The following is a 19,942-nucleotide window of genomic DNA, read 5'->3' as shown; positions in this document are numbered from 1 at the left end:
ACCTGATGGCTGACGCCTTGCCAACACGCAGCGCCCTGGTGAGCAGGGTGCTGCCGTTCTCCTGTGTCGACGGGCCGGGCAACCGGCTGGTGCTGTTTCTGCAAGGGTGCAACTTTCGCTGCCCCGGCTGCCACAACCCGCACACCATAGGGCTGTGTGACGATTGCGGTGACTGCCTTGCGGTCTGCCCAAGCGGTGCCCTCACCTTGAGCGAAGGCAAGATACAATGGCAGGCGGCGCTCTGTACCGATTGCGACGCCTGTCTGGATGTCTGCCCGCGCAGTGCCAATCCCAAGACTGCCACCATGACGGTGGCCGACGTGTTGGCCCTGCTGCGCCGCTACGGCCCACTGCTGAGCGGGATTACCGTCTCAGGCGGTGAGGCGACTACCCAGCTCCCCTTTGTGGTTGCGCTGTTTGCCGCCATCAAGGGCGCGCCGGATCTGACCCATCTCACTTGCCTGCTCGACAGCAACGGTTCTCTGGCCGAAACCGGCTGGCAGCGGCTGCTGCCGGTGCTCGACGGCGCCATGCTCGATCTCAAGGGGTGGCGTGACTCGGTGCATCACACCCTGACCGGCTATGGTCGCGAGCGGGTGCTGGCATCGCTGCAACTGCTGGCACGCCACGGCAAGCTGACCGAACTGCGGCTGCTCCATGTGCCGGGCAAGAGCGATTTTCTGGACGCAGAGAGGAGGCTCGATCGCGGTCTCGCCGATTTTCTGCGCCAGCTCGGCGCTGTGCCCATTCGCCTCAACGGCTTTCGCCACCACGGGGTGCGGGGGGAGGCGGCGCAATGGCCAGAGGCTCACCAAACCGAGCTGGAACAGCTGGCCAGCCGTTTGCGTGCAGCGGGATTGGGGCCGGTCTCACTGCCTGCCTTGATGGGCTGAGTGGCTGCGTCATCCGGTGACCGTCATGGCGTGAGGTGCGGCATGGAAAGGCCGCAACTGTGATTTCTGTCTATTGGAGGGGGCGAGAACGGCGGCTAGAATAATGGCCATCTTCTTACCCCCTCAATGACAGATAATCATGAGTGAAAGCAAGGCGTTATATCGGGTTCAGTTTATTTGCCACAGCGAGCGCTACGAAGTTTATGTGCGCGAAGTCAATCAGGGCCAACTGTTTGGTTTTATCGAGATCGCCGATTTTGTTTGGGATAACCATACGGCGCTTATCGTCGATCCCAGTCACGAGAAGCTCAAGAGCGAATTTGCCGATGTGCGCCAGACCCTTATTCCCATGCATCAGGTGCTGCGCATCGATCAGGTGAAAAAGCAGGGGGCAGCTCGCATCACGGATCTGGGCAGCAACGTTGCCTCCTTCCCCAGCCCCATCTATACCAAACGTCCCTAGTCCCTGCTTGCCGTTGATGTTTCACCGCGGTGAAACATCAATCTCTGCTCGCTGTCGTCCGGCTCAGGGCTCAATCAATTCGCGACCCAGTTGCAGGATCCGCTGGCGGAACCAGTGACGGGCCGAGCCATCACCGGCCGGGCCATACCAGACCAGACTGTGACTCACCTTGCCGTAATCGAACGGTGCCGGACGCATCACCAGATCCGGCTGACTGGCCATGCAGGCCGCCCAGCCACCGATGGCGGTGAGGATCAGGTCGGTTTGAGGCAGCAGAGCCGCCGCGCTGGCAAAATCGGGCAGGGTGGCGCCAATCTGGCGACGCACCTGCTGCTGGGCCAGGCTCTGCTCGAAGAAGGGGTTGGCCAGCTCCTGATCCCGGATGGCGATGTGGCGCCAGCTCAGGTAGGCATCGAGATCCCAGGGTTTGGCCAGCGCGGGGTGGTCTTTGCGCAGCAGGCAGACCAGTTTTTCTTCCCGCAGGGTCTCCCACACCAGCCCGGGCTGGCGCGGCAACGGCTGGCTCTGGTCATGGGGCAGGATCACGAAGTCGAGTTTGCCCGCTGCCAGCGCCTCCAGCCCCTGTTCATCCTTGTTCCAGATCTCCGGCACCATGCCCGGCACCTCTTTCATCAGCTGACCCAGAATGGGGCCCACCGGCCAGGTCATCACGCTCTCGCGCAATCCCAGCCGCAATGTGCCCTGCCACTGCTGCGGGTTGAAGGCGTTCTGGCGAGTGAGGCCGTTCAGCTCCCCCAGTAGTCGATGCAGGGTGGGAGCCAGTCGCTCGGCCATGGGGGTGAGCAACAGCTGGTTTCCCTGACGGTAGAGCAGTTGATCCCCCAGCAGATCCCGCAGTTGGTTGAGGGTTTTGCTGACGGTGGAGGGGGTGGTGCAGAGCCGCTCGGCGGTGCGGGTGACGCTCTGGTTGTCGAGCAGCAGGTGCAGGGTGACCAGATGGCGACCTCCCAGCCTAGAGAGAGCGATCAGATCCATAGTGGCTCCTGAAATTGATGAAGATAAACAGGCTTGGAATCAGGGAGATTCAGCGTGACCTGCTGACATTCTCTCACAGCAGGGGGAGGGTGAGCAGACTCCTCAAGAGGTGACTGCGAACGCAACAGACAAAAAAGCCCCGCCAAAGCGGGGCTGATGCGGATTAGCCCTTGAGCACCGCCGCCATGGCGTCGGCTACGTAGTCGACGTTGCGGCTGTTGAGGCCCGCCACGCACATACGGCCGGAGCGCACCAGATAGACGGCGAACTCCTCGCGCAGGCGATCTACCTGCTCCGGGGTGAAGCCGGTGTAGCTGAACATGCCGCGCTGGTTGATGAAGTAGCTGAAATCTCGGCCTGGCACTTTGGCGCTCAACACCTCGAACAGCTTCTGGCGCATCGCCTTGATGCGGGTGCGCATCTCGGTCACTTCATCGACCCACATGGCGTGCAGCTCGGGCTGGCTCATCACCGCCGCGGTGATTTGGCCACCGTGAGTGGGAGGGCTGGAGTAGTTGCGGCGCACGGTGGCCTTCATCTGGCCCAGCACCCGGCCCGCCTCTTCGGCATCCTGGCAGATGACTGACAGGCCGCCACAGCGCTCACCGTAGAAGGAGAGGTTCTTGGAAAACGAGTTGCTGACGAAGAAGCTGACCCCGGCGACCACCATGGCGCGGATGGCATAGGCATCCTCTTCCAGTCCGTCACCGAAGCCCTGATAGGCAATATCCATAAAGGGGATAAGGTTCTTCTCGACCACCAGCGCGATCACCCGATCCCACTGGGCGCGGGAGAGATCCACCCCGGTCGGGTTGTGGCAGCAGGGGTGCAGCAGCACGATGCTCTTGGCCGGCAGGGTGCTCAGGCAGTCGATCATGGCATCGAACTGCACACCACCGGTGGCCGCATCGTAGTAGGGGTAGTCATGCACCTTGATGCCGGCTCCCTCGAACATCGCCTTGTGGTTGTCCCAGGTGGGATTGCTGACCCACACCTCGGAGGTCGGGAAGTAGCGCTTGAGCAGGTCGGCGCCAATCTTCAGTGCGCCGGAGCCACCGATGGTCTGGATAGTGGCGATACGTCCCGCCTTGACCGCTTCATGGTCGGCACCAAACAGCAGGTGTTGCACTGCGGTGCGGTAGTTGGCGGCGCCTTCCATCGGCTGGTAGGGGCGCGGGGCAGGGGCGGCGGCGCGCTGGGCTTCGGCCTGCTGCACCGACGGCAACAGCGGAATGCGGCCCTGCTCGTCGTAATAGAGGCCAATCCCCAGGTTCACCTTCTGCTCGCGGGTGTCTTTGTGGAAGGTTTCGACTAGCGTCAGGATGGGGTCGCCAGCATAGGCATCGACGTGTTCAAACATGGGGGATCCTTGAAATTGACTGTCCAGTAAAACCGGCGGTCAGCCGGGCTGGACATCATGGCGCAAAGCTGGCGGTGGCTCAAGCCCGACGCTGGTCGAGCCTGAAGGGATGTCGCCGCGATCCTGCTTACTTCAAATAGGATCGCAGGACGCTGACCACCTGATCCAGATCCTCCAGCCGCTCGGCCGGGGTGGCATCGGCGGCGCCGAGATGCTCGCGCATATGTCCCTCCAGCACCTCCAGCATCAGGCCGTTGACGGCTCCGCGGATGGCGGCGATCTGCTGCAAAATGGCGGCGCAGTCGCTCTCCTGCTCCAGCGCGCTCTCCAGCGCACCGGCCTGTCCCTTGATGCGGCGCACCCGTGCCAGCAGCTTTTTTTTGTCGTGAATGGTGTGGGACATGACGGATCCTCTCGATCAATAAAACTATACTGGGGTATAGTATATTGCATCATCGCTCTCAGGAGAAATCCATGTCATCCCTCGCTCAATCACACTGCCATCAACCCGTCATCCACGAGGGCAATCCGCTGGCCGAACAGAAGACCCGCTGGGCCGTATTGTTGACCGTCATCATGATGATGGCGGAGATTGGCGGCGGCTGGTTCTACAACTCCATGGCGCTGTTGGCGGATGGCTGGCACATGAGCTCCCACGCACTGGCGCTCGGTCTCTCTGTGCTGGCCTACCGCGCCGCCCGCCATTTCGCCAGCGACCACAGATTCAGCTTCGGCACCTGGAAGATCGAGGTGCTGGGTGGCTTCACCAGCGCCCTGTTGCTGGTAGGAGTGGCCGGGTTGATGCTGTTCGAGTCGGTGTTCCGGCTGCTCGATCCCAGCCCGATCCACTATCAACAGGCGATCGCCATCGCGCTGGTGGGGCTGCTGGTGAATCTCGCCTGTGCCTGGCTGCTCAAGGATGATCACGGCCACCATCACCATGGGCATGACCACCATCATGAGCATCACGGCCACGACCATCATCATGACCATGACGATCACCACGGCCATCAGGATCTCAACCTGCGCGCCGCCTATATCCACGTGCTGGCGGATGCGGCCACTTCCGTGCTGGCGATTCTGGCGCTGACTGGGGGTATGTTGTGGGGGGCCGACTGGCTGGATCCGCTGATGGGCATAGTGGGTGCAGGGCTGGTTGCTGTATGGGCTTGGGGCCTGTTGCGCGACTCCGGTCGGGTGCTGCTGGATGCCGAGATGGATACCCCGCTGGTGGCGGAGATCCGCGAGGTCATCGCCGAGCTGCCGGGCACTGATATCCGCGATCTTCACGTCTGGCGGGTAGGGCAGCAGCAGTATGCCTGCGTGCTCTCTTTGCTGATGGTCAATCCGCTACCGGCGCAGCAGATCCGCGAGCGGCTGGCGATCCATGAAGAGCTGGTGCATGTGACCATCGAGATCGCCAGCGAACAGGATAAATAACGGGGGCCGTTGGCCCCCTTGGTTTCAGTGCCGTTGGTTCCCTGATGTCAGTGCGGCTGCCCGGTGATCTCATCCTGGGGCTTGTGTTGCCACACAGCGCCGAGCAGCAGCTTGAGCAGTAGCCCGGGCGGGTTGTCCAGCAGCTTGCCGGACTCCAGCAGCAACTGACCATCTGCGCGAAACCCGAGGCTGGCATCTATGGTGCCATCCTCAGAGACCACCTGGATCAGGCCATGGAGGGCGGAGCGCTCGCCGGGCTGACAGCGCAGCCGCAGCTCGCGGGGTTCCCCCAGCAGGGTGAAGGCGCGGCTCAGCGGGGGCGAGTCTTCATAATCGGGCCAGTTGAAGAAGTGATACTGTTCGGCCAGGGCGCCAGCCTGCTGGCAGAATTGGTCGAACAGCTGCCCGATCGCCTGATACTCCTGATCGAGTCGTCTTGCCTGCTCTTCAATCCGTTTCATTGTTTACTCCTTGTCTATCCACTTGATCAGACATTGCTTTTCTGACCCCGTGACTGCCGTTTTCCAGATATGAGGCCAAATGGCCGCGAGGTCTGTGAGCCGGATCGAAGTTTCAATCTGAAAACGTTATCTTGTTGAAACTGGATGGTTTTTTTGCCCTTCCGCTCACATTTGAATCGATTGCCGCTGATTAATATGGCACCGCCTGGCAATGACCGGGTGCTCGACTATCGAGACTAACTACAGCGGGAATTATAAAAATATGGATATGAAAAAGACCAAAGTGGCGCTGGTAACAGCCTCACTGCTCGCGCTTTTGTCTGGCTGTAATGACAACAGCTCTGATGCCTCCGGTGTGAACCCCGTCCCCCCTACACCGCCTACACCTGAAGTCACCGATGGGCCTGTCGCTCGTCTGCCCAAAATGGATCCCCCGAAAGAGTTGCTGGTTGCCGGGGAGAATCAGGTGGTCATTGCGCTGGTGGATACCCAGTCGGCAGCCAAAGGGGCCAAGGCACCATTTGACAGCCACAGCCTGCACCTTTGGAACAACGACGCCTGCCAGGCAACGGCTGATAGTGGCCTGAATACCGGGTGGGATGACAAGAGCAAGACTCCTGCCACTGCCGACAGCTTTGGTCCGGCCTGGGTTGTTCCGCTCAAAAATGTGGAAGGGTGCATCAACTTTATCGCTCGCAACGGCGATCTGGCCAACCTGACCGGCAGCGATATGAAGGTGAGCTTCAGTGAGCATCCGGATCGCACCGTGGCCATCGTCGCGGGCAAGAAAGATCTGTTTGGCAGCCGTGCCGAAGCCTTTACCGCCGCCTTTGGCGTGGCGGGGGCCAGCGCTCATCTGATCGATGGTAATATCCTGATTTGGCAAGGAGGCAAGGACAAGCCCCACGTTCGCCTCTATTACAGCGACTCGGGCACCATCAAGGCCAATGCCGATGGGGTGTTCGATTTCCCCTATATCAGCTTGACCGCGACCGGCCTGACTGCCGAGCAGCAGGCCAAATATCCGCATCTCAAGGATGCTGCCGCCTTCGCCCTGCCTGCCGGTAAAGATCTCAAGCCCCTGCTCAAGGGGGAACTGGTGGCTATCGGCACCGATGCCGACGGTATCCTGCAAGGAGCCACCCTGGTGCAGAGCGCTGGCGCCCTCGATGCGCTCTATGCGACAGAGGCGACCAAGCTGAGCTATGGCGCCGTGGTAGAGGGTAACCGGGTGACCTTCCGCCTCTGGGCGCCGACCGCCAAGTCGGTCAAGTTGGCCCTCTACAACGCCAGCCACCAGAAGAGTGGTGAAGTGGCCATGACCTTCGACAGCGCCAGCGGCAGCTGGAGCTACGAGGGGGGCAGCGAGCTGATCGGCCAGTTCTACCGCTACGACATGGAGGTCTACCACCCGCTGAGCCGCAAGGTCGAGCGCTACGAGGTGACCGATCCCTACTCCCTGAGTCTGGCGATGAACTCCGAGTTCAGTCAGGTAGTGGATCTCGACGATCCGGCCCTGAAACCGGAAGGATGGGACAGCCTCAAGGCGCCACACAGCCAGCAGAACCCCGCCGATATCACCATCTATGAGGCCCATGTTCGCGACCTGACCGGCAACGATGCCTCCACCGATGAAGAGAAGCGAGGCAAGTTTGTCGGCCTGACCCAGCCTGACTCTGTACCGGTCAACCATCTGAAAGCGCTGGCAAAAAGCGGCGTCAGCCACCTGCATCTGCTGCCGGTGTTCGATATCGCTACCGTCAACGAGGATCCGGCCAAGGTGGCCAATCTCGGCGATGACTTCAGCAAGCTCTGTCAGGTCAATCCGGATGTGAAAACATCCAGATTTGGCGGCTATTGCGGTGGCGGTCAGACCGTGGGAGATGTGCTGGCCGACCTGCAAGGGGGCGACAGCAAGGATAATCCGCAGGTGCAGGAGCTCTCCGGCTATCTGCGCGGCGTCGACTCCTTTAACTGGGGTTATGACCCTTACCACTACACCACGCCGGAAGGCTCCTACGCCACCAATGCCGAGGGCACCAAACGTATTCTGGAGTTCCGCGAGATGGTCAAGGCCATCAAGCAGAACATCGGCATGAACGTGGTGATGGACGTGGTCTACAACCATACCAACGAATCCGGGCTCGGCCCCAAGTCGGTGCTCGACAAGATAGTGCCCTGGTACTATCAGCGCCTCAATCCGGAGACCGGCTCGGTGGAGAACTCCACCTGCTGCTCCAACACGGCGCCGGAACACGCCATGTTCGCCAAGCTGATGGATGACTCGCTGGTCACCTGGGCGCGTGACTACAAGATCGATGCCTTCCGCTTCGACCTGATGGGCCACCACCCGAAAGATCAGATGGTGCAGGCGCTGGCCGCAGTGAAGAAGGTCAACCCGGATATGTACTTCTACGGCGAGGGGTGGAACTTCGGCGAGGTGCAGGATGACAAGCGCTTCGTGCAGGCGACCCAGAAGCATCTGGGCGGTACCGGTATCGGCTCCTTCTCGGACCGCTTGCGCGATGCGGTGCGCGGCGGCAGTCCGTTCGACGGCGGCGATACCATTCGCAAGACCCAGGGCTTTGGCAACGGTGCTTTCGTCGATCCTAACGAAATGAGCAAGGTGGATCTGGCTACGGCCTTGCACCAGTCCGATCTGGTGCGGCTCGGCATGGCGGGCAACCTCAAGGAGTTCGTGCTGACCGACAAAGATGGCATGCCGAAGAAAGGCGCCGAGATCGACTACAACGGTCAGAGCGCCGGTTATGCCCAGGATCCGGTGGAAGTGCAGAACTATGTCGACAAGCACGACAACCAGACCCTGTTCGACAACCTGATCTACAAGGCGCCTGCCGGAGCCGATCTGGTGAGGATGCAGGGGGTCTCGCTGGCGACAGCCATGCTGGGTCAGGGCATTCCCTTCACCCACGCCGGTGTCGAGCTACTGCGTTCCAAATCCATGGAGCGGGACAGCTATGACTCGGGCGACTGGTACAACAAGGTCGACTACACCCTGGGCGACAACAACTTCGACAAGGGGTTGCCGCGCAAGGACAAGGATGGCGACAACTATCCGCTGATCGAGCAGGTGCTCGGCAAGCATGCCAAGCCGGGCTCGGCCGAGATGGCGCAGATGGTGAGCTTCTATCAGGAACTGGCGGAGCTGCGCAACTCCTCCCGCCTGCTGCGTCTGGGCAGCGGCGCCGAGGTGATCAAGCGGGTCGACTTCCGCAATACCGGCCCGGATCAGGTGCCCGGCCTTATCGTCATGACGGTGGATGATGGCGTCAGTGCCGGGGCGGATCTGGATCCGGCCATCGACGGCCTGGTGGTGATGATCAACGCCAGCAACCAGAGCCAGAGCATCGGCGACTTCCGTGACGGCAACGATCAGCCCATCGACCTGAGCGGTCTGCAACTGAGCTCTGCTCACCACGCCAACAACAGCATCGCCCGCGATGCCGCTGTCAGTGGCGGTACCCTGACGCTGGGGGCCTGGTCTGCCGCCGTGTTCGTCAAGCCGCAGTCTGGTGCACAGGGCGCGGGCCTGCCGGTCAGCAAGAAGACCGACCTGAGCACCCTGCCACCGTTTGGCAACACCGGTGTTTATCTGAAGGGGTTCCTCAATGAGTGGGGTAATACCAACCAGATGACCTTCAGCGGTAACTTCATGTACGAGTTCACTACCGAGGTGAGCACCGACAAGCTGGGTACCACTAACGTCAAGATCGCGGACGCCAGCTGGGGGCCGGTCAACTACGGCAGCTGTAACGCCGGTGACAAGCTGGTGGTCGGCACTCCGCTGACCCTTTGCAAGGGGGGAGAAACCGGCAATATCGGTGTCGATCTGGCCAAGGCAGGCAGCTACAAGTTTGTCTTTACCGCCATGAACAAGGACAAACCGACCCTGAGCGTCAGCTTCACCGAGCCGGTGCAGAGCTGCAAGGTGCTGGATACGGTGGCGGGCAATCCGCTCGGCTACAACCTGTTCGTCAAGGGTGAGCTTTCAGGCTGGAATGCCCAACCCCAGTACCAGCTGAGCTACAAGGGGATGGACGGTGATCTAGCCATCTATCAGGCGGCGTTCAACTATGCCGGCAGCACCGAGTTCAAGGTCGCCAACGAGGACTGGAGCAAGGAGTACCTGCTCAACGGTGGCGGCGCGTTGAACGCTGAAACCGGCTATTCGTTCGCCTTCTCCAAGGGGGGCAGTGCCAATAACAGCATCACCTTGCCGCAGGGGCTGTGGAGAGTGCTGGTGAAGGTTGACCCGGCTGGCGTCAAGGCAGGTACTGCCGTCATTCAGGAGTGCAGCGTCAAGTAAGCAAGCCATTGAGTCCGGGGGATGGCTCGGCGCCCCCGGGTTGAATTCCACCTTGCCAAGGGTGGGATAACTCCGAGAGAGTAAGCAAAGCGCGACTGCCGACCGGCAGGCGCGCTTTTTCTTTTACGGGGTGCCGTGAGAGAAATGAGAGGAAAAAGAAAAGCCGCCCCGGTTGGGGCGGCGGTTGTTATTCCACGGTTTCTGATGGTGCGGGATTAGCGCTTGCGCAGCAGACGCAGGGCGTTGGCGGTCACCAGCGCGGTGGCGCCGGTATCGGCCAGCACCGCAATCCACAGGCCGGTGATGCCGAGCAGGCTGGTGACCAGGAAGATGGCTTTAAGCCCCAGCGCCAGCGCAATATTCTGGTGAATATTGGCCAGTGCCGCCCGCGACAGCCGGATCATCGCGGCAATACCGCCGAGCTGGTTGTGGGTCAGCGCCGCATCGGCCGTCTCCAGCGCCACATCGGTGCCGCCCCCCATAGCGATGCCGATACTGGCCCGCTTCATGGCGGGGGCATCGTTGATACCATCGCCGATCATGGCAACCTTCTGGGTGCTGGCCAGCTTGGCGATCTCTTCTACCTTGTTTTCCGGCAGCAGACCGGCACGCCAGCCCATGCCCAGCTCGGTGGCGATCGCCTCGGCGGCACGGGGGTTATCCCCGGTCAGCATGATGCTGTTGAGCCCAAGCTGATGGAGTTCTTGCAGCGCAGCCGCCGCCTCGGGCCGGATCTGATCCCGCAGCGCCAGCAGGGCAACCGGCAACGCCTGAGCATCGCTGCTCTGGCAGAGCACCACAACGGTCTTGCCCTGCCGCTCCAGCGTACCAATCCGGGTCTGCTGTTCCACATTCAGGGCCGCCACCCGGCTCGGTGCCAGAAGTTGCCACAGTTCACCGTTGATGCGTCCTTCAACCCCCATGCCCGGCAGTGTGCGAAGGTCGCGGGCGTCGGCCAGAGTCAGCCCCTGCTCGCTCGCGCTGGCGACCACGGCGCGGGCCAGCGGGTGGTGAGAGCCCTGCTCGATGGCAGCCGCCAGCGCCAGCAGCTCGGCCTCCGGTTGGTCATTGAGGCTGACCAGTTCGGTCAGTTGCGGCTTGCCCAGCGTCAGGGTGCCGGTCTTGTCAAACGCCACGGTATCGATATGGGCCAATCGCTCCAGCGCGGCCCCGCCCTTGATTAGCGCCCCCTGACGGGTTGCCGCGGCCAGCGCCGAGGTGACTGCTGCCGGGGTGGAGATAACCAGTGCGCAGGGGCAGCCGATGAGCAGCAGCGCTAGTCCGCGATAGATCCACTCGTCCCAGCTCTGGCCGAAGGCGAGCGGCGGGATGATGACGACCAGCAGGGCGATCAGCATCATGGCCGGGGTATACCAGCGGCTGAAGCGGTCGATAAAGCGCTCGATGGGGGCGCGCTGGCTCTCAGCTTCCTCGATGAGGTGCAGGATGCGGTCGATGGCGTTGTTGCCGGGTTCGGACACCACCTCAAGGCGCAGCACCCGATCGGCAGCCAGACTACCGGCCGGCACCTTGTCACCCTGGCGGCGTTCCACTGGAATGGATTCACCGGTCAGGGCGCTCTCGTCAAAGGCGCCGAGGGCGTCGAGCAGACGGGCATCGGCCGGGAGACGCGCACCCGGAGCGATTTCGATAATGTCGCTGGGACGCAGCTCATCGGCAGCTACCTCTTCCCGCACCTCGCCCTCGGCAGTGGTACGGATCCGCAGCGCCTTGTCAGGCACCAGCGCCATCAGCGCGGTCACTCCGGCCCGGGCGCGCCCGGCGGCGTAGGCCTCCAGATGCTCACCCAGCATAAAGAGCAGCAGCACCATGGCCGCTTCGGCGGTCTCGCCGAGGAAGAGAGCGCCCAGGGCGGCGACCGTCATCAGGGTTTCGATGGCGAAAGGGGAGCCGCTTTTGGTCAGTGCCCACGCCTTGCGGGAGATGGGCCACAGCCCCCAGAGGGTCGCCAGAGTAAATAGCGGCTGACCGAACTCGCTCGGCAACAGGGCGGCGACCAGCATCAGGCCGGCCAGTGACAGGGGCTGCCAATATTTGCCCAAAAAGTTACCGAATAGATTGCCTTGCAGGGGCTGTTGTGAAGCTTGCTTACGGCCAGCTGCCTGTTTGTCAGCGCTTTCCCCCTTGAGCTGGAAACCGGCGGCCAGCACGGCGGCGGTGACGGGATCGGGGGAGAGACCGGGGGCCAGATCCACTACCAGCTTCTCGGTGGCAAACAGCACGCGCGCCTGTTGCACGCCGCTCACCCGGCTGACGGCGGTCTCGATCTTGCGGGCGCAGCTGGGGCAATCCATCCCCAACACCTGCCAGCTGTGGCGGCTGTTGCCTTGTACCGGTGCAACCAGCTGGTCGGCAGGGGGCATATCGTGCTCATGCTCATGTTTATGATCGTGAGCTGGCGATAAGGGGGCGCTGCAGCACGCTTGATCGTGACAGCTTCCTCGGGGAGGCTCTTCATCCCCGGGGGATTCATTGCCGTCACGGGATGCGTGCTCATGAGGCGTCTGGGTTGAACAGCAACTGACGGGCGTGGTGTTGTCGCAGCAGTGGCTATCGTGGTGATGTTCACTCTGGCCGGGGGCCGCCTTGCTGACGGCCTTGATGGGGGCGGCGTGCTGATGATTGCAGCAGGATTTGCTCATGATGAGTCCCTCTTGATGGATCCCGCCCCTGCGAGATCCCTGATTACTGAGAAGGAGTCTAAACCTTGGTGTTAAGTCCAAGGTCAACCCCTTTATATCCCTTGTCTTCGCGGGTGTTTGTCTGGTCCCGCCGCCCCTATACTGATCACCCGGATTTTTACTACACCAATAAAGGACATAACACATGAGCAACTCAGTCACTCTGCAAGGCAACCCGGTTTCCGTCGCTGGTCACTTCCCGGTCGCTGGTGAGCAAGCCAAGCCCTTCTCTCTGGTGGCCAAGGATCTCTCCGACGTGACCCTGGCAAGCTTTGCCGGTCAGCGCAAAATCCTGAACATCTTCCCGAGCGTCGATACCCCGACCTGCGCGACCTCTGTGCGCAAGTTCAACGAGCAAGCCAGCGCGCTGGATAACACAGTTGTACTGTGCATCTCCGCCGATCTGCCGTTCGCCCAGTCCCGCTTCTGCGGCGCCGAAGGTCTGGACAAGGTAGTGACCCTCTCCACCCTGCGCGGTGCGGCCTTTATGGAAGATTACGGCGTTGCCTTCTCTTCCGGTCCGCTGGTCGGTCTGACCGCTCGCGCCATCGTGGTGCTGGATGGTGACAACAAGGTGCTGCACAGCGAGCTGGTCGCCGAAGTGGCCGACGAGCCGAACTACGCTGCTGCGCTGGCCGTGCTGTAAGGCTGCAAGCCATAAAAAAATCCCGCTTCGGCGGGATTTTTTTATGCGGGAATTGTCTGTTCAGGGGGGGGCGGGCGGGGTGGTTGCCGCTTCAGCCTTGGCGGGTGGGGAGGGTTGCCACTCCACATAGGGGCGGTGGATCTTCTCGTAGATCTCGGCCAGTTTGCCGCTGGCGGCCAGCTGATCGATGGCTTGCAGGAGAAATTCGTCCATCTCATCACCTGCAGCCCCTTTCTGGATGATGAAGACATCCTCGAAATCCCCGAAAAATTCTCGCCTGATATTGGTCAGCCCCAGCTGCTTGAGCATCAGGTCGGCCTCCTCTTGCGCCCAGACAAAGGCGTCGATACGGCCTCGTGAGAGCTTGCGCAGTGACTGCTCGATACTCATCGAGCGCTGCACCGGGAAGGGCATATAGTCGGGAACGGCCTCGATCAGCAGATCCCGTTTGGTGGGCACTATGCCGTAGGCCATATCCGTGGTGACCGGATAGGCGGTATTGCTGTAAATCACATGGGCAACCTTGCCAAAGCTGCGGGTACTGAAGCGATAAGCCAGCATATCGATATCCTTGAGGTTGCGGATGGCGGGCAGCCCCAGGTCAGCCTTGCCGGAGATCACCCCAGCCATGGCACGGGCGATGGGGTAGATGGTGATCTTGATGGTTACATAGGGGTAGAGATCATCGATGGCGTGTACCAGATCGACAAAGGGGCCTGTCTTGTCGGCATTGATCAGCCCCGGCAGCTCGCCAAGGTGGGCATTGAGGATGCGCACAGGTTTAGACGGCTCGGGGGCAGCGTTGTTCTCCGGAGTCTGCGACAGGCCGAGAGTCGCGCTGCCGAGCAGGGTGACCACGAGCAGCAGAAGGGGGATATGTCTGGTCATGGCGTGTCTCTCTTGGTGATGGGTCAGCTAAAGTGTAGTCAGCCCGTCGCCAGCCCCCTCGGCCAGGCCATCATGGATAGGGTTTTACTTCTCGGCCCCCGCTCACTAGACTTCGCCTCCCACTTCTTTGTTGACGTAGCGCCATGACCTTTAGCGAACTTGCCCTCCATCCCTCTCTGCTTGCCTCTTTGCCCGCCACCTTGCAGACGCCGACCCGCATCCAGCAGCTGGCCATTCCGGCGACGCTGGCGGGGCAGGATCTGCTGGCGCTGGCCCAGACCGGCAGCGGCAAGACGCTGGCGTTTGGCTTGCCGCTGCTGCAACGGCTGGATCCTTCCTCCAGTCAGGTGCAGGGTCTGGTGCTTGTGCCAACCCGCGAGCTGGCGACTCAGGTCACTGCCGCGCTTGAAGAGGGCGCCGAGGCGCTGGGGCTGCGTATCGTGACGCTGTGTGGGGGCGTTGCGCAGGAGCGGCAACAGGCCGAACTGGCGCAGGGGCCACAGCTGCTGGTCGCCACGCCGGGGCGGTTGCGGGATCTGCTGACCCAACAGGTGCTGGGGCTGGATGGTTTGCAACTCTTGGTGCTGGATGAAGCGGATCGCCTGCTGGAGATGGGCTTTGCTCCCGACATCAAGGCGCTGCTCGGCTTTATTCCGGCGGATCGCCAGACCCTGCTCTTCTCCGCCACCTTGCCTGCCGAGCTGGAGACGCTGGCCAACGGCTTGCTGCGCGAGCCTACCCGTATCGAGGCAAACCCCCTCAACAGCGTGGTGAACGAGATCGAAGAGCGGCTCTATCTGGTCAACAAGAGCAGCAAGGTCCCGGCGCTCATCAGCCTGCTCAAGGAGCAGGCATGGCCGCAGGTGCTGGTCTTTATCAGTGCGCGGGATGATGCCGACGGGGTTGCCAGAAAGCTGGCCAAGGCGGGCATTGCGGTGGCCGCCCTTCATGGCGAGAAGGAGCAGGCGGTGCGCGAGCAGGCGCTCGGCGATTTCAAAGAGGGCAAAATTCGGGTGCTGGTGGCCACCGACCTGATGGCGCGCGGCATCCATGTGGAGGCGCTGCCGGTGGTGATCAATCTGGACTTGCCCGCCAGCGCCCCTGTTTACGTACACCGCATCGGTCGTACCGCCCGGGCTGGCCGCGAGGGGTTGGCCATTTCGCTGGTCTGCCATGGCGAGAGTGACATGCTGCAAGCCATTCGCACCCTGACCGGCCGCGAGCTGCCGTTGGGCGATCTGGCTGGATTCCCGGTTACCGACCAGCCTGCCAGCGGGGAGGGCAAGCGCCCCCCTCGTGACAAGCAGGCCAATCGCCGTACTCAGGCCAAACGCAGCGTCAAGCAGTTCAAGGGCAAGCGCTGACCTCAGGGTTTGCCTTGCTCCCGCGCGAAGAAGTCACGACGCCACTGGCTCAACACCTCCTCCTTGTGTTGTTGCCACAGCGCAGGATCCATCTGTTGTTGGCTGGCCGCCAGTTGCTGCTCGAGCTCGGCTAGCTCTCGCTGGTAGCGGCTGCGTTGATCGAGCTGCTGCTGGCGCGCCTCGGCAAACGCCAGCGTGGCTTCGACTTTCTCTGCGGGCAGGAAGTGATGGGCCAGGGTGGCCAGCTCCTCATCTCCCCACAGCTGACGGGCTTGCTGCAGGCGGGCATCCGGGTTGAACAGCTCGCCTGCCAGATCCGGATGATCCGCCGCCCACCTGTCCTGCAAGCGGCTGAGGGCGTCCAGCCGCTCGGCCAGCGGTAACTGCTCGCTCTCTTGCGCCAACTGATCCAGCGCCAGGGCATAGCGCCCCTGTAGCCGGATCAGGCTCTCCCCCTCGCTCAGCCACCCGGCCTCTGCTGCCTCCAGATTGCTCACACGCTGCACCAGCGGCAACTCGCTGTCGCTGATCTCGCTGGCAAGCTGGTTGATCAGTTCATCCGGCATCGCCTGCCAGCTGCTGGGCACTTCTTTGCTTTTGCCATCCATCCCCTCAGCGTTTGGCATGCGGGGAGGCGGGCTCCCCGGTACTGCTGGCAACTGTGGATTGGCCAGAGAGGGCGTCGCCGACCGTCCTGGCGATATCGGGGACTGCTCTTCCTGCCAGCCCAGATTCACCAGCAAAAGGGTCAGGATAGCCAGCGCCAGTATCCCGTAACGGCGAGTCATCGGCTGATCTCTCCCTTGACCGGGAAGTGGTCTGAGAGGTTGCTGGCGGGCCAGAGGCTGCCATCGCTGCTGCGCGGGATCCAGACCGTGTTGAGGTTGTGGCTGGCGCTGCCGTACTCCCGACTCACTACCAGATAGTCCAGATACTCGACGTTGGCGCCACCGGAGAGCGGGCCACCGGCATAGGGGTTGATCCTGGGATCGAAGGTGGCTTCGGTATAGCCGCCATAGGCGGGTTCATGGGCGTTCAGATTGGCCAGCATGTTGGCGTAGTCATCGGCAAACTTGCGTTTGTTGACGTTGAAGTCACCGCCGTAGATGACGGTGTCGCTGGCGGGGATCTTGAGGCTGGCAGCCAGAGAGCGGATCTGACCGAACTGGATCTGCCGCAGCTTGCGGGCCTCGTCGGTGTCAAAGCTGGCGGTGTGGGTGGCGAACAGGTGCCACGCCTTGCCCCCCTTGATCACCTCGGCGTACATCACTCCCTTGTCGGCGAAGCAGTCGGTGCCGGTGCATTGGGGATAGACCAGCTGGGCCTCTCGCACTATGGGATAGCGGCTGACGATCACCACGCCGCCGTCATGAATGTTGACCCCAGGCTTGTCGAGAACCTTGGTCTGATAGGGGTACTCTTTCGCCAGCGCCTGCAAAAAGCCTTCGCGGCGGCCATCGAACACCTCTTGCAGCAGCAGGGCGTCATAGCCCTTGAGATAATCAGGCAGCAAGGTCAACCGATCGCCGATGCTGGAGGCGATCACCGGCAGTGCCCAGACGTTGTAGCTGGCCACCTTGAGCCTGTTTTCTGCCGGTTCCGGTTGCTCCCGTTTTTGGGGGGGCGTGATCATATAGTGCAGATCGTCGTAGCGGCCGGTGAACTTGGCGGCAAAGGCTAGCTCTTGTGGCCCCGTAACACGGTGGATCGCCCGATCGTTTTGCCAGCCAGATGCGCCGGTTGGCGTTTCGCCACCGTGCTGCAAGGTGGTGTTCCACCAGGTTCCCTCCATCAGCTGGTTGAGCCGATAGACGTCGCCACCCGCTGTGGTCACACGGGTTTCGAACAGATAGCTCTTGCCCGCCTTGATCCCCTCATAGCGATTGAAGCTGAGTACCATGGCGCTCTCCCATGGGCCCAGCTCGGTGCGGTGCTGCAGCCACTGACTGCCGGGTTGCAGCTGGCCGCTGCCGCTTTGGCGGATGTCGATCTGAAGCGGTTCAGGACTGTTGTTGGTGAGATAGACATCGGTATCGGCCAGTGCCAGTTGCGGGAACTGGCTGACCAGCAGCAGGGCGGCATAACTGAGGGTTTTCTGCATCACAGGATCCTTTTGGTTGCAGGGCAATGGAAAGTGACTGTTATGGCGAATGCAGAGGTCAGTTTGTTTACATTTTGGTTACAAGTAAATGAATTGGTTTTGTTTGGAGCTTTGTGGAGGTGTAAAGCGATTGAGGCAGCACGCTTAAAGAGAGAGGGAAGAGCGAGGGAAGGCGCCCGTGTCAGGCGCCTTCAGGAGCTAGTGCTGGGCCAGCGGGTAGGTGAAGAGCGTCAGATGGGCGAAGTTGAAGGCGAAGTGGATCAGGATGGCCACGGAGAGTCGCCCGCTGAGCTGGAATGCCAAGCCGTAGCAGCAGCCTGCCAGGGTAGCAAACAGTGCCAGCAGCGGGCCACCGGGCAGGTGGATGGCTCCGAACAGTAGCGCGGCCACGACGATGCCAATCCAGGGGCGGTAACGCTCGGTCAGCTCCTGCTGGATTGCGCCGCGAAACAGCGCCTCTTCCGCCACGCAGGTGAACAGCAGATTGTTGAGTGCAAACAGCCACCACCAGTGGGGCAGACCCACTTCCGGTTTCAGTGCCCCCAACTGCCAGGCGATGACCAACAGAGCTCCCAGCGGCAGCAGTAACAGGGCCAGCGGTCGCCAGCGGATTGCGCCCCCCTTGCCCAGCAGCATCGGGCAGGCCAGCAGCAAGCCAAAGAGCAGCAGCGGTTTGTCGAGGTTCAGATACATGTTGAACGGCACGCTGGCGGGGCCTGCCAGCGCCTGATCCAGCACCTTGAGATTGTTGAAGCCGGGGATCAGGTGCAGGGTCAGCGCAATCGCCCAGAGGATCAGCACCACTCTGGCCGCCATCGCCCAGCGGGCGGGGAGGGTTGGCGTACGCCACGCAAGCAGTAATCCTGCGACCGAGACCAGCAGGGCGGGTAGCGTCATTCGGTCAAGCCACAGTGCCAGCAGCAGGGAGAGTCCCAGCAGAGCAAAGGAGGGAAGACGTTGGCGGAAGAGGGCAAGCAGCACGGCCAGCGCCAGCGCGCCCCAGATAAATGAGTCGGGGAGGGGTAACATTGGATCTCCTTGATCGAGGCAGGCGGCAACCTTAACAAGAGGGCGTCAGCAGGACAACCGCACAGGAGGTGGTCGGATCCCTTCTCTATACTCATCAACAGGGTAAAGGGAGAGCAGCTGATGAAGCACTGTCTGTGGTTGTTGTGTTGTTGGTGTGTCTGGCTGCAGGCCGCACCCTTGCTGCTGGTGACCGGTGAGTTCACCCCTTATACCGGCAAAGCCCTGCCTGACGGCGGCGAGAGCACCCGGCTGGTGACGACCCTGCTGCAAGAGGCCGGGTATCGGGAGATCCAGGTCGACTACCTGCCCTGGCCCCGCGGCTATCAGTTGACCCGCAATGGGTTGGTCGCGGCCACCTTCCCCTACGCCTGGACTGCCGAGCGGGCCAAGCTCTTCCACTACAGCGCTCCCATTCATATTGATCGCCTCTCCTGGTTCACCTATCGGGGGAGTGAGGCCATTCAGGCTGGCCGCTGGCAAGGGCTGCGAGTCTGCATTCCGCTGGGGTGGAGCACCAGCCATGCCGACGGGGTGATCAAGCGTTTCGGGCTGGATCTGCAGCGCCCCAAGACCCTGGTACAATGTCTACAACTGCTGGATCGCAAACGGATCGATCTGCTGCCGATGAACGAGACGGTGACCCGGGATGCCAGCCGTCAGCTGTTTGGCGATCCCTGCCATCTGCAGGCATTGCCCCACTTTCGCCAGAGCGACACTTTTTATCTGATCATTTCACGGCAGTACCCGGAGGCCGCCAGCCTGCTTGAGCGCTTCAATCATGCCCTGGCTGCCGCCCGTGCCGATGGTCGCTATGACCAACTGGTCTCCCGAGCCGGAAAGGGGATCGATTGCCGTTGAGAGTGCACGGCCGGAAAACAAAAAGCCGGAGCAGTGGCTCCGGCTTTCTTTATACCTTCAGGGGCGATTAGCGGCCTGATTCGGCAATCACGCGGGCGATGATATCGGCGCGCTTGCCGGCTTCCAGTTCGCCCAGGGCGATCAGGCCAGCCTTGAAGATGACATTCTTCGGCAGGCTGACGTCGTCCAGTGTGGCGATCGCTTCAACGTGCATGCCGTTCAGGCGGCTGGCATCGCGCGGGCTCAGGTTGACCTGAGTGTTCATCACCTGCTTGCCTTTCTTCTTGGCAGGTGCAGCCGCTTTCTTGGTGGATTCCTGTTCTTCTTCTTCCGGCAGTTCGTCATCAAAATCGTAAATAGACATAGTCAATCCTGTTGAGTTAGGCAAAAGGGCACGTTTGCCCGACATAGTAA

17 protein-coding genes are annotated in these 19,942 nt (G+C 61.6%); 7 read left to right on the top strand and 10 right to left on the bottom strand.

The features are described 5' to 3' along the window. Nucleotides 1-5 precede the first annotated feature (5 nt). Together AB5Y71_RS20680 and AB5Y71_RS20675 are read left to right on the top strand one after the other, a co-directional pair. Nucleotides 6-893, top strand: coding sequence for a YjjW family glycine radical enzyme activase (locus AB5Y71_RS20680; protein ID WP_368172336.1), 888 nt, complete (start codon nucleotides 6-8; stop codon nucleotides 891-893). A 139-nt stretch (nucleotides 894-1,032) separates the two neighbouring features. Further along, the gene (locus AB5Y71_RS20675; RefSeq protein WP_005340296.1) at nucleotides 1,033-1,356 is read left to right on the top strand and encodes a DUF1820 family protein; all 324 of its coding nucleotides are present in this window, start codon (nucleotides 1,033-1,035) and stop codon (nucleotides 1,354-1,356) included. Nucleotides 1,357-1,419: 63 nt separating this feature from the next. On the opposite strand, the gene AB5Y71_RS20670 is transcribed toward AB5Y71_RS20675, so the two are convergent. The 3 genes from AB5Y71_RS20670 to AB5Y71_RS20660 form a co-directional block, all read right to left on the bottom strand. Further along, nucleotides 1,420-2,352: a LysR family transcriptional regulator gene (locus AB5Y71_RS20670; RefSeq protein WP_100646832.1), complete on the bottom strand. Its 933-nt coding sequence runs from the start codon at nucleotides 2,350-2,352 to the stop codon at nucleotides 1,420-1,422. A gap of 163 nt (nucleotides 2,353-2,515) precedes the next feature. After that, entirely contained in the window at nucleotides 2,516-3,712 is a 1,197-nt protein-coding gene (locus AB5Y71_RS20665; protein WP_139432427.1) for an amino acid aminotransferase, read from the bottom strand. Between the two features lie 127 nt (nucleotides 3,713-3,839). Then, nucleotides 3,840-4,115, bottom strand: a complete 276-nt coding sequence (locus AB5Y71_RS20660) for a metal/formaldehyde-sensitive transcriptional repressor (RefSeq protein ID WP_005348831.1) — start codon at nucleotides 4,113-4,115, stop codon at nucleotides 3,840-3,842. A gap of 71 nt (nucleotides 4,116-4,186) precedes the next feature. Here AB5Y71_RS20660 and dmeF point away from each other — a divergent pair, with 71 nt between their 5' ends. Then, on the top strand, nucleotides 4,187-5,152 hold the full coding sequence (gene dmeF / locus AB5Y71_RS20655) for a CDF family Co(II)/Ni(II) efflux transporter DmeF (protein ID WP_005348833.1): 966 nt from the start codon (nucleotides 4,187-4,189) through the stop codon (nucleotides 5,150-5,152). A gap of 47 nt (nucleotides 5,153-5,199) precedes the next feature. On the opposite strand, the gene AB5Y71_RS20650 is transcribed toward dmeF, so the two are convergent. Continuing rightward, nucleotides 5,200-5,613, bottom strand: a complete 414-nt coding sequence (locus tag AB5Y71_RS20650) for a hypothetical protein (protein ID WP_139436672.1) — start codon at nucleotides 5,611-5,613, stop codon at nucleotides 5,200-5,202. 262 nt (nucleotides 5,614-5,875) lie between these two features. Between AB5Y71_RS20650 and pulA the strand changes: the two genes are divergently transcribed. Continuing rightward, nucleotides 5,876-9,940, top strand: coding sequence for a pullulanase-type alpha-1,6-glucosidase (pulA, locus tag AB5Y71_RS20645; protein WP_368172335.1), 4,065 nt, complete (start codon nucleotides 5,876-5,878; stop codon nucleotides 9,938-9,940). A gap of 215 nt (nucleotides 9,941-10,155) precedes the next feature. Here the strand turns inward: pulA and AB5Y71_RS20640 are convergent, their stop codons facing one another. Next, complete coding sequence (locus AB5Y71_RS20640; RefSeq protein WP_368172334.1) at nucleotides 10,156-12,603, bottom strand: zinc/cadmium/mercury/lead-transporting ATPase; 2,448 nt, start codon at nucleotides 12,601-12,603, stop codon at nucleotides 10,156-10,158. A gap of 184 nt (nucleotides 12,604-12,787) precedes the next feature. Here AB5Y71_RS20640 and tpx point away from each other — a divergent pair, with 184 nt between their 5' ends. Beyond that, nucleotides 12,788-13,288: a thiol peroxidase gene (gene tpx, locus AB5Y71_RS20635; protein WP_021230929.1), complete on the top strand. Its 501-nt coding sequence runs from the start codon at nucleotides 12,788-12,790 to the stop codon at nucleotides 13,286-13,288. 60 nt (nucleotides 13,289-13,348) lie between these two features. Here tpx and AB5Y71_RS20630 read toward each other — a convergent pair whose 3' ends face one another. Next, nucleotides 13,349-14,176: a transporter substrate-binding domain-containing protein gene (locus AB5Y71_RS20630; RefSeq protein WP_368172333.1), complete on the bottom strand. Its 828-nt coding sequence runs from the start codon at nucleotides 14,174-14,176 to the stop codon at nucleotides 13,349-13,351. A 143-nt stretch (nucleotides 14,177-14,319) separates the two neighbouring features. On the opposite strand from AB5Y71_RS20630, the gene AB5Y71_RS20625 reads away from it, so the two are divergent. After that, nucleotides 14,320-15,540 (top strand): DEAD/DEAH box helicase, encoded by a 1,221-nt coding sequence (locus tag AB5Y71_RS20625; RefSeq protein ID WP_368172332.1) that lies wholly within the window; start codon nucleotides 14,320-14,322, stop codon nucleotides 15,538-15,540. Between the two features lie 2 nt (nucleotides 15,541-15,542). On the opposite strand, the gene AB5Y71_RS20620 is transcribed toward AB5Y71_RS20625, so the two are convergent. From AB5Y71_RS20620 to AB5Y71_RS20610, 3 genes are all read right to left on the bottom strand, one after another. After that, complete coding sequence (locus AB5Y71_RS20620) at nucleotides 15,543-16,328, bottom strand: hypothetical protein (protein WP_368172331.1); 786 nt, start codon at nucleotides 16,326-16,328, stop codon at nucleotides 15,543-15,545. Next, the gene (locus AB5Y71_RS20615; RefSeq protein ID WP_181269251.1) at nucleotides 16,325-17,641 is read right to left on the bottom strand and encodes a sphingomyelin phosphodiesterase; all 1,317 of its coding nucleotides are present in this window, start codon (nucleotides 17,639-17,641) and stop codon (nucleotides 16,325-16,327) included. Before AB5Y71_RS20615 ends, AB5Y71_RS20620 begins: the two co-directional genes overlap by 4 nt. Before the next feature lie 198 nt (nucleotides 17,642-17,839). Next, entirely contained in the window at nucleotides 17,840-18,670 is an 831-nt protein-coding gene (locus tag AB5Y71_RS20610) for a lysostaphin resistance A-like protein (RefSeq protein WP_368172330.1), read from the bottom strand. Between the two features lie 120 nt (nucleotides 18,671-18,790). Between AB5Y71_RS20610 and AB5Y71_RS20605 the strand changes: the two genes are divergently transcribed. Beyond that, nucleotides 18,791-19,528 carry a substrate-binding periplasmic protein gene (locus AB5Y71_RS20605; RefSeq protein WP_368172329.1) on the top strand — a complete coding sequence of 246 codons (738 nt, stop codon included), beginning with the start codon at nucleotides 18,791-18,793 and terminating at the stop codon, nucleotides 19,526-19,528. Between the two features lie 67 nt (nucleotides 19,529-19,595). Here the strand turns inward: AB5Y71_RS20605 and AB5Y71_RS20600 are convergent, their stop codons facing one another. Beyond that, nucleotides 19,596-19,892, bottom strand: coding sequence for a hypothetical protein (locus AB5Y71_RS20600; RefSeq protein WP_368172328.1), 297 nt, complete (start codon nucleotides 19,890-19,892; stop codon nucleotides 19,596-19,598). Nucleotides 19,893-19,942: the final 50 nt, after the last annotated feature.

It is taken from the genome of Aeromonas sp. R9-2 (assembly GCF_040908025.1).
Lineage (GTDB): Bacteria > Pseudomonadota > Gammaproteobacteria > Enterobacterales > Aeromonadaceae > Aeromonas > Aeromonas veronii.
The sequence above is the reverse complement of the archived record's forward strand: the minus strand, read 5'-3'. Positions and strand labels throughout refer to the sequence as shown.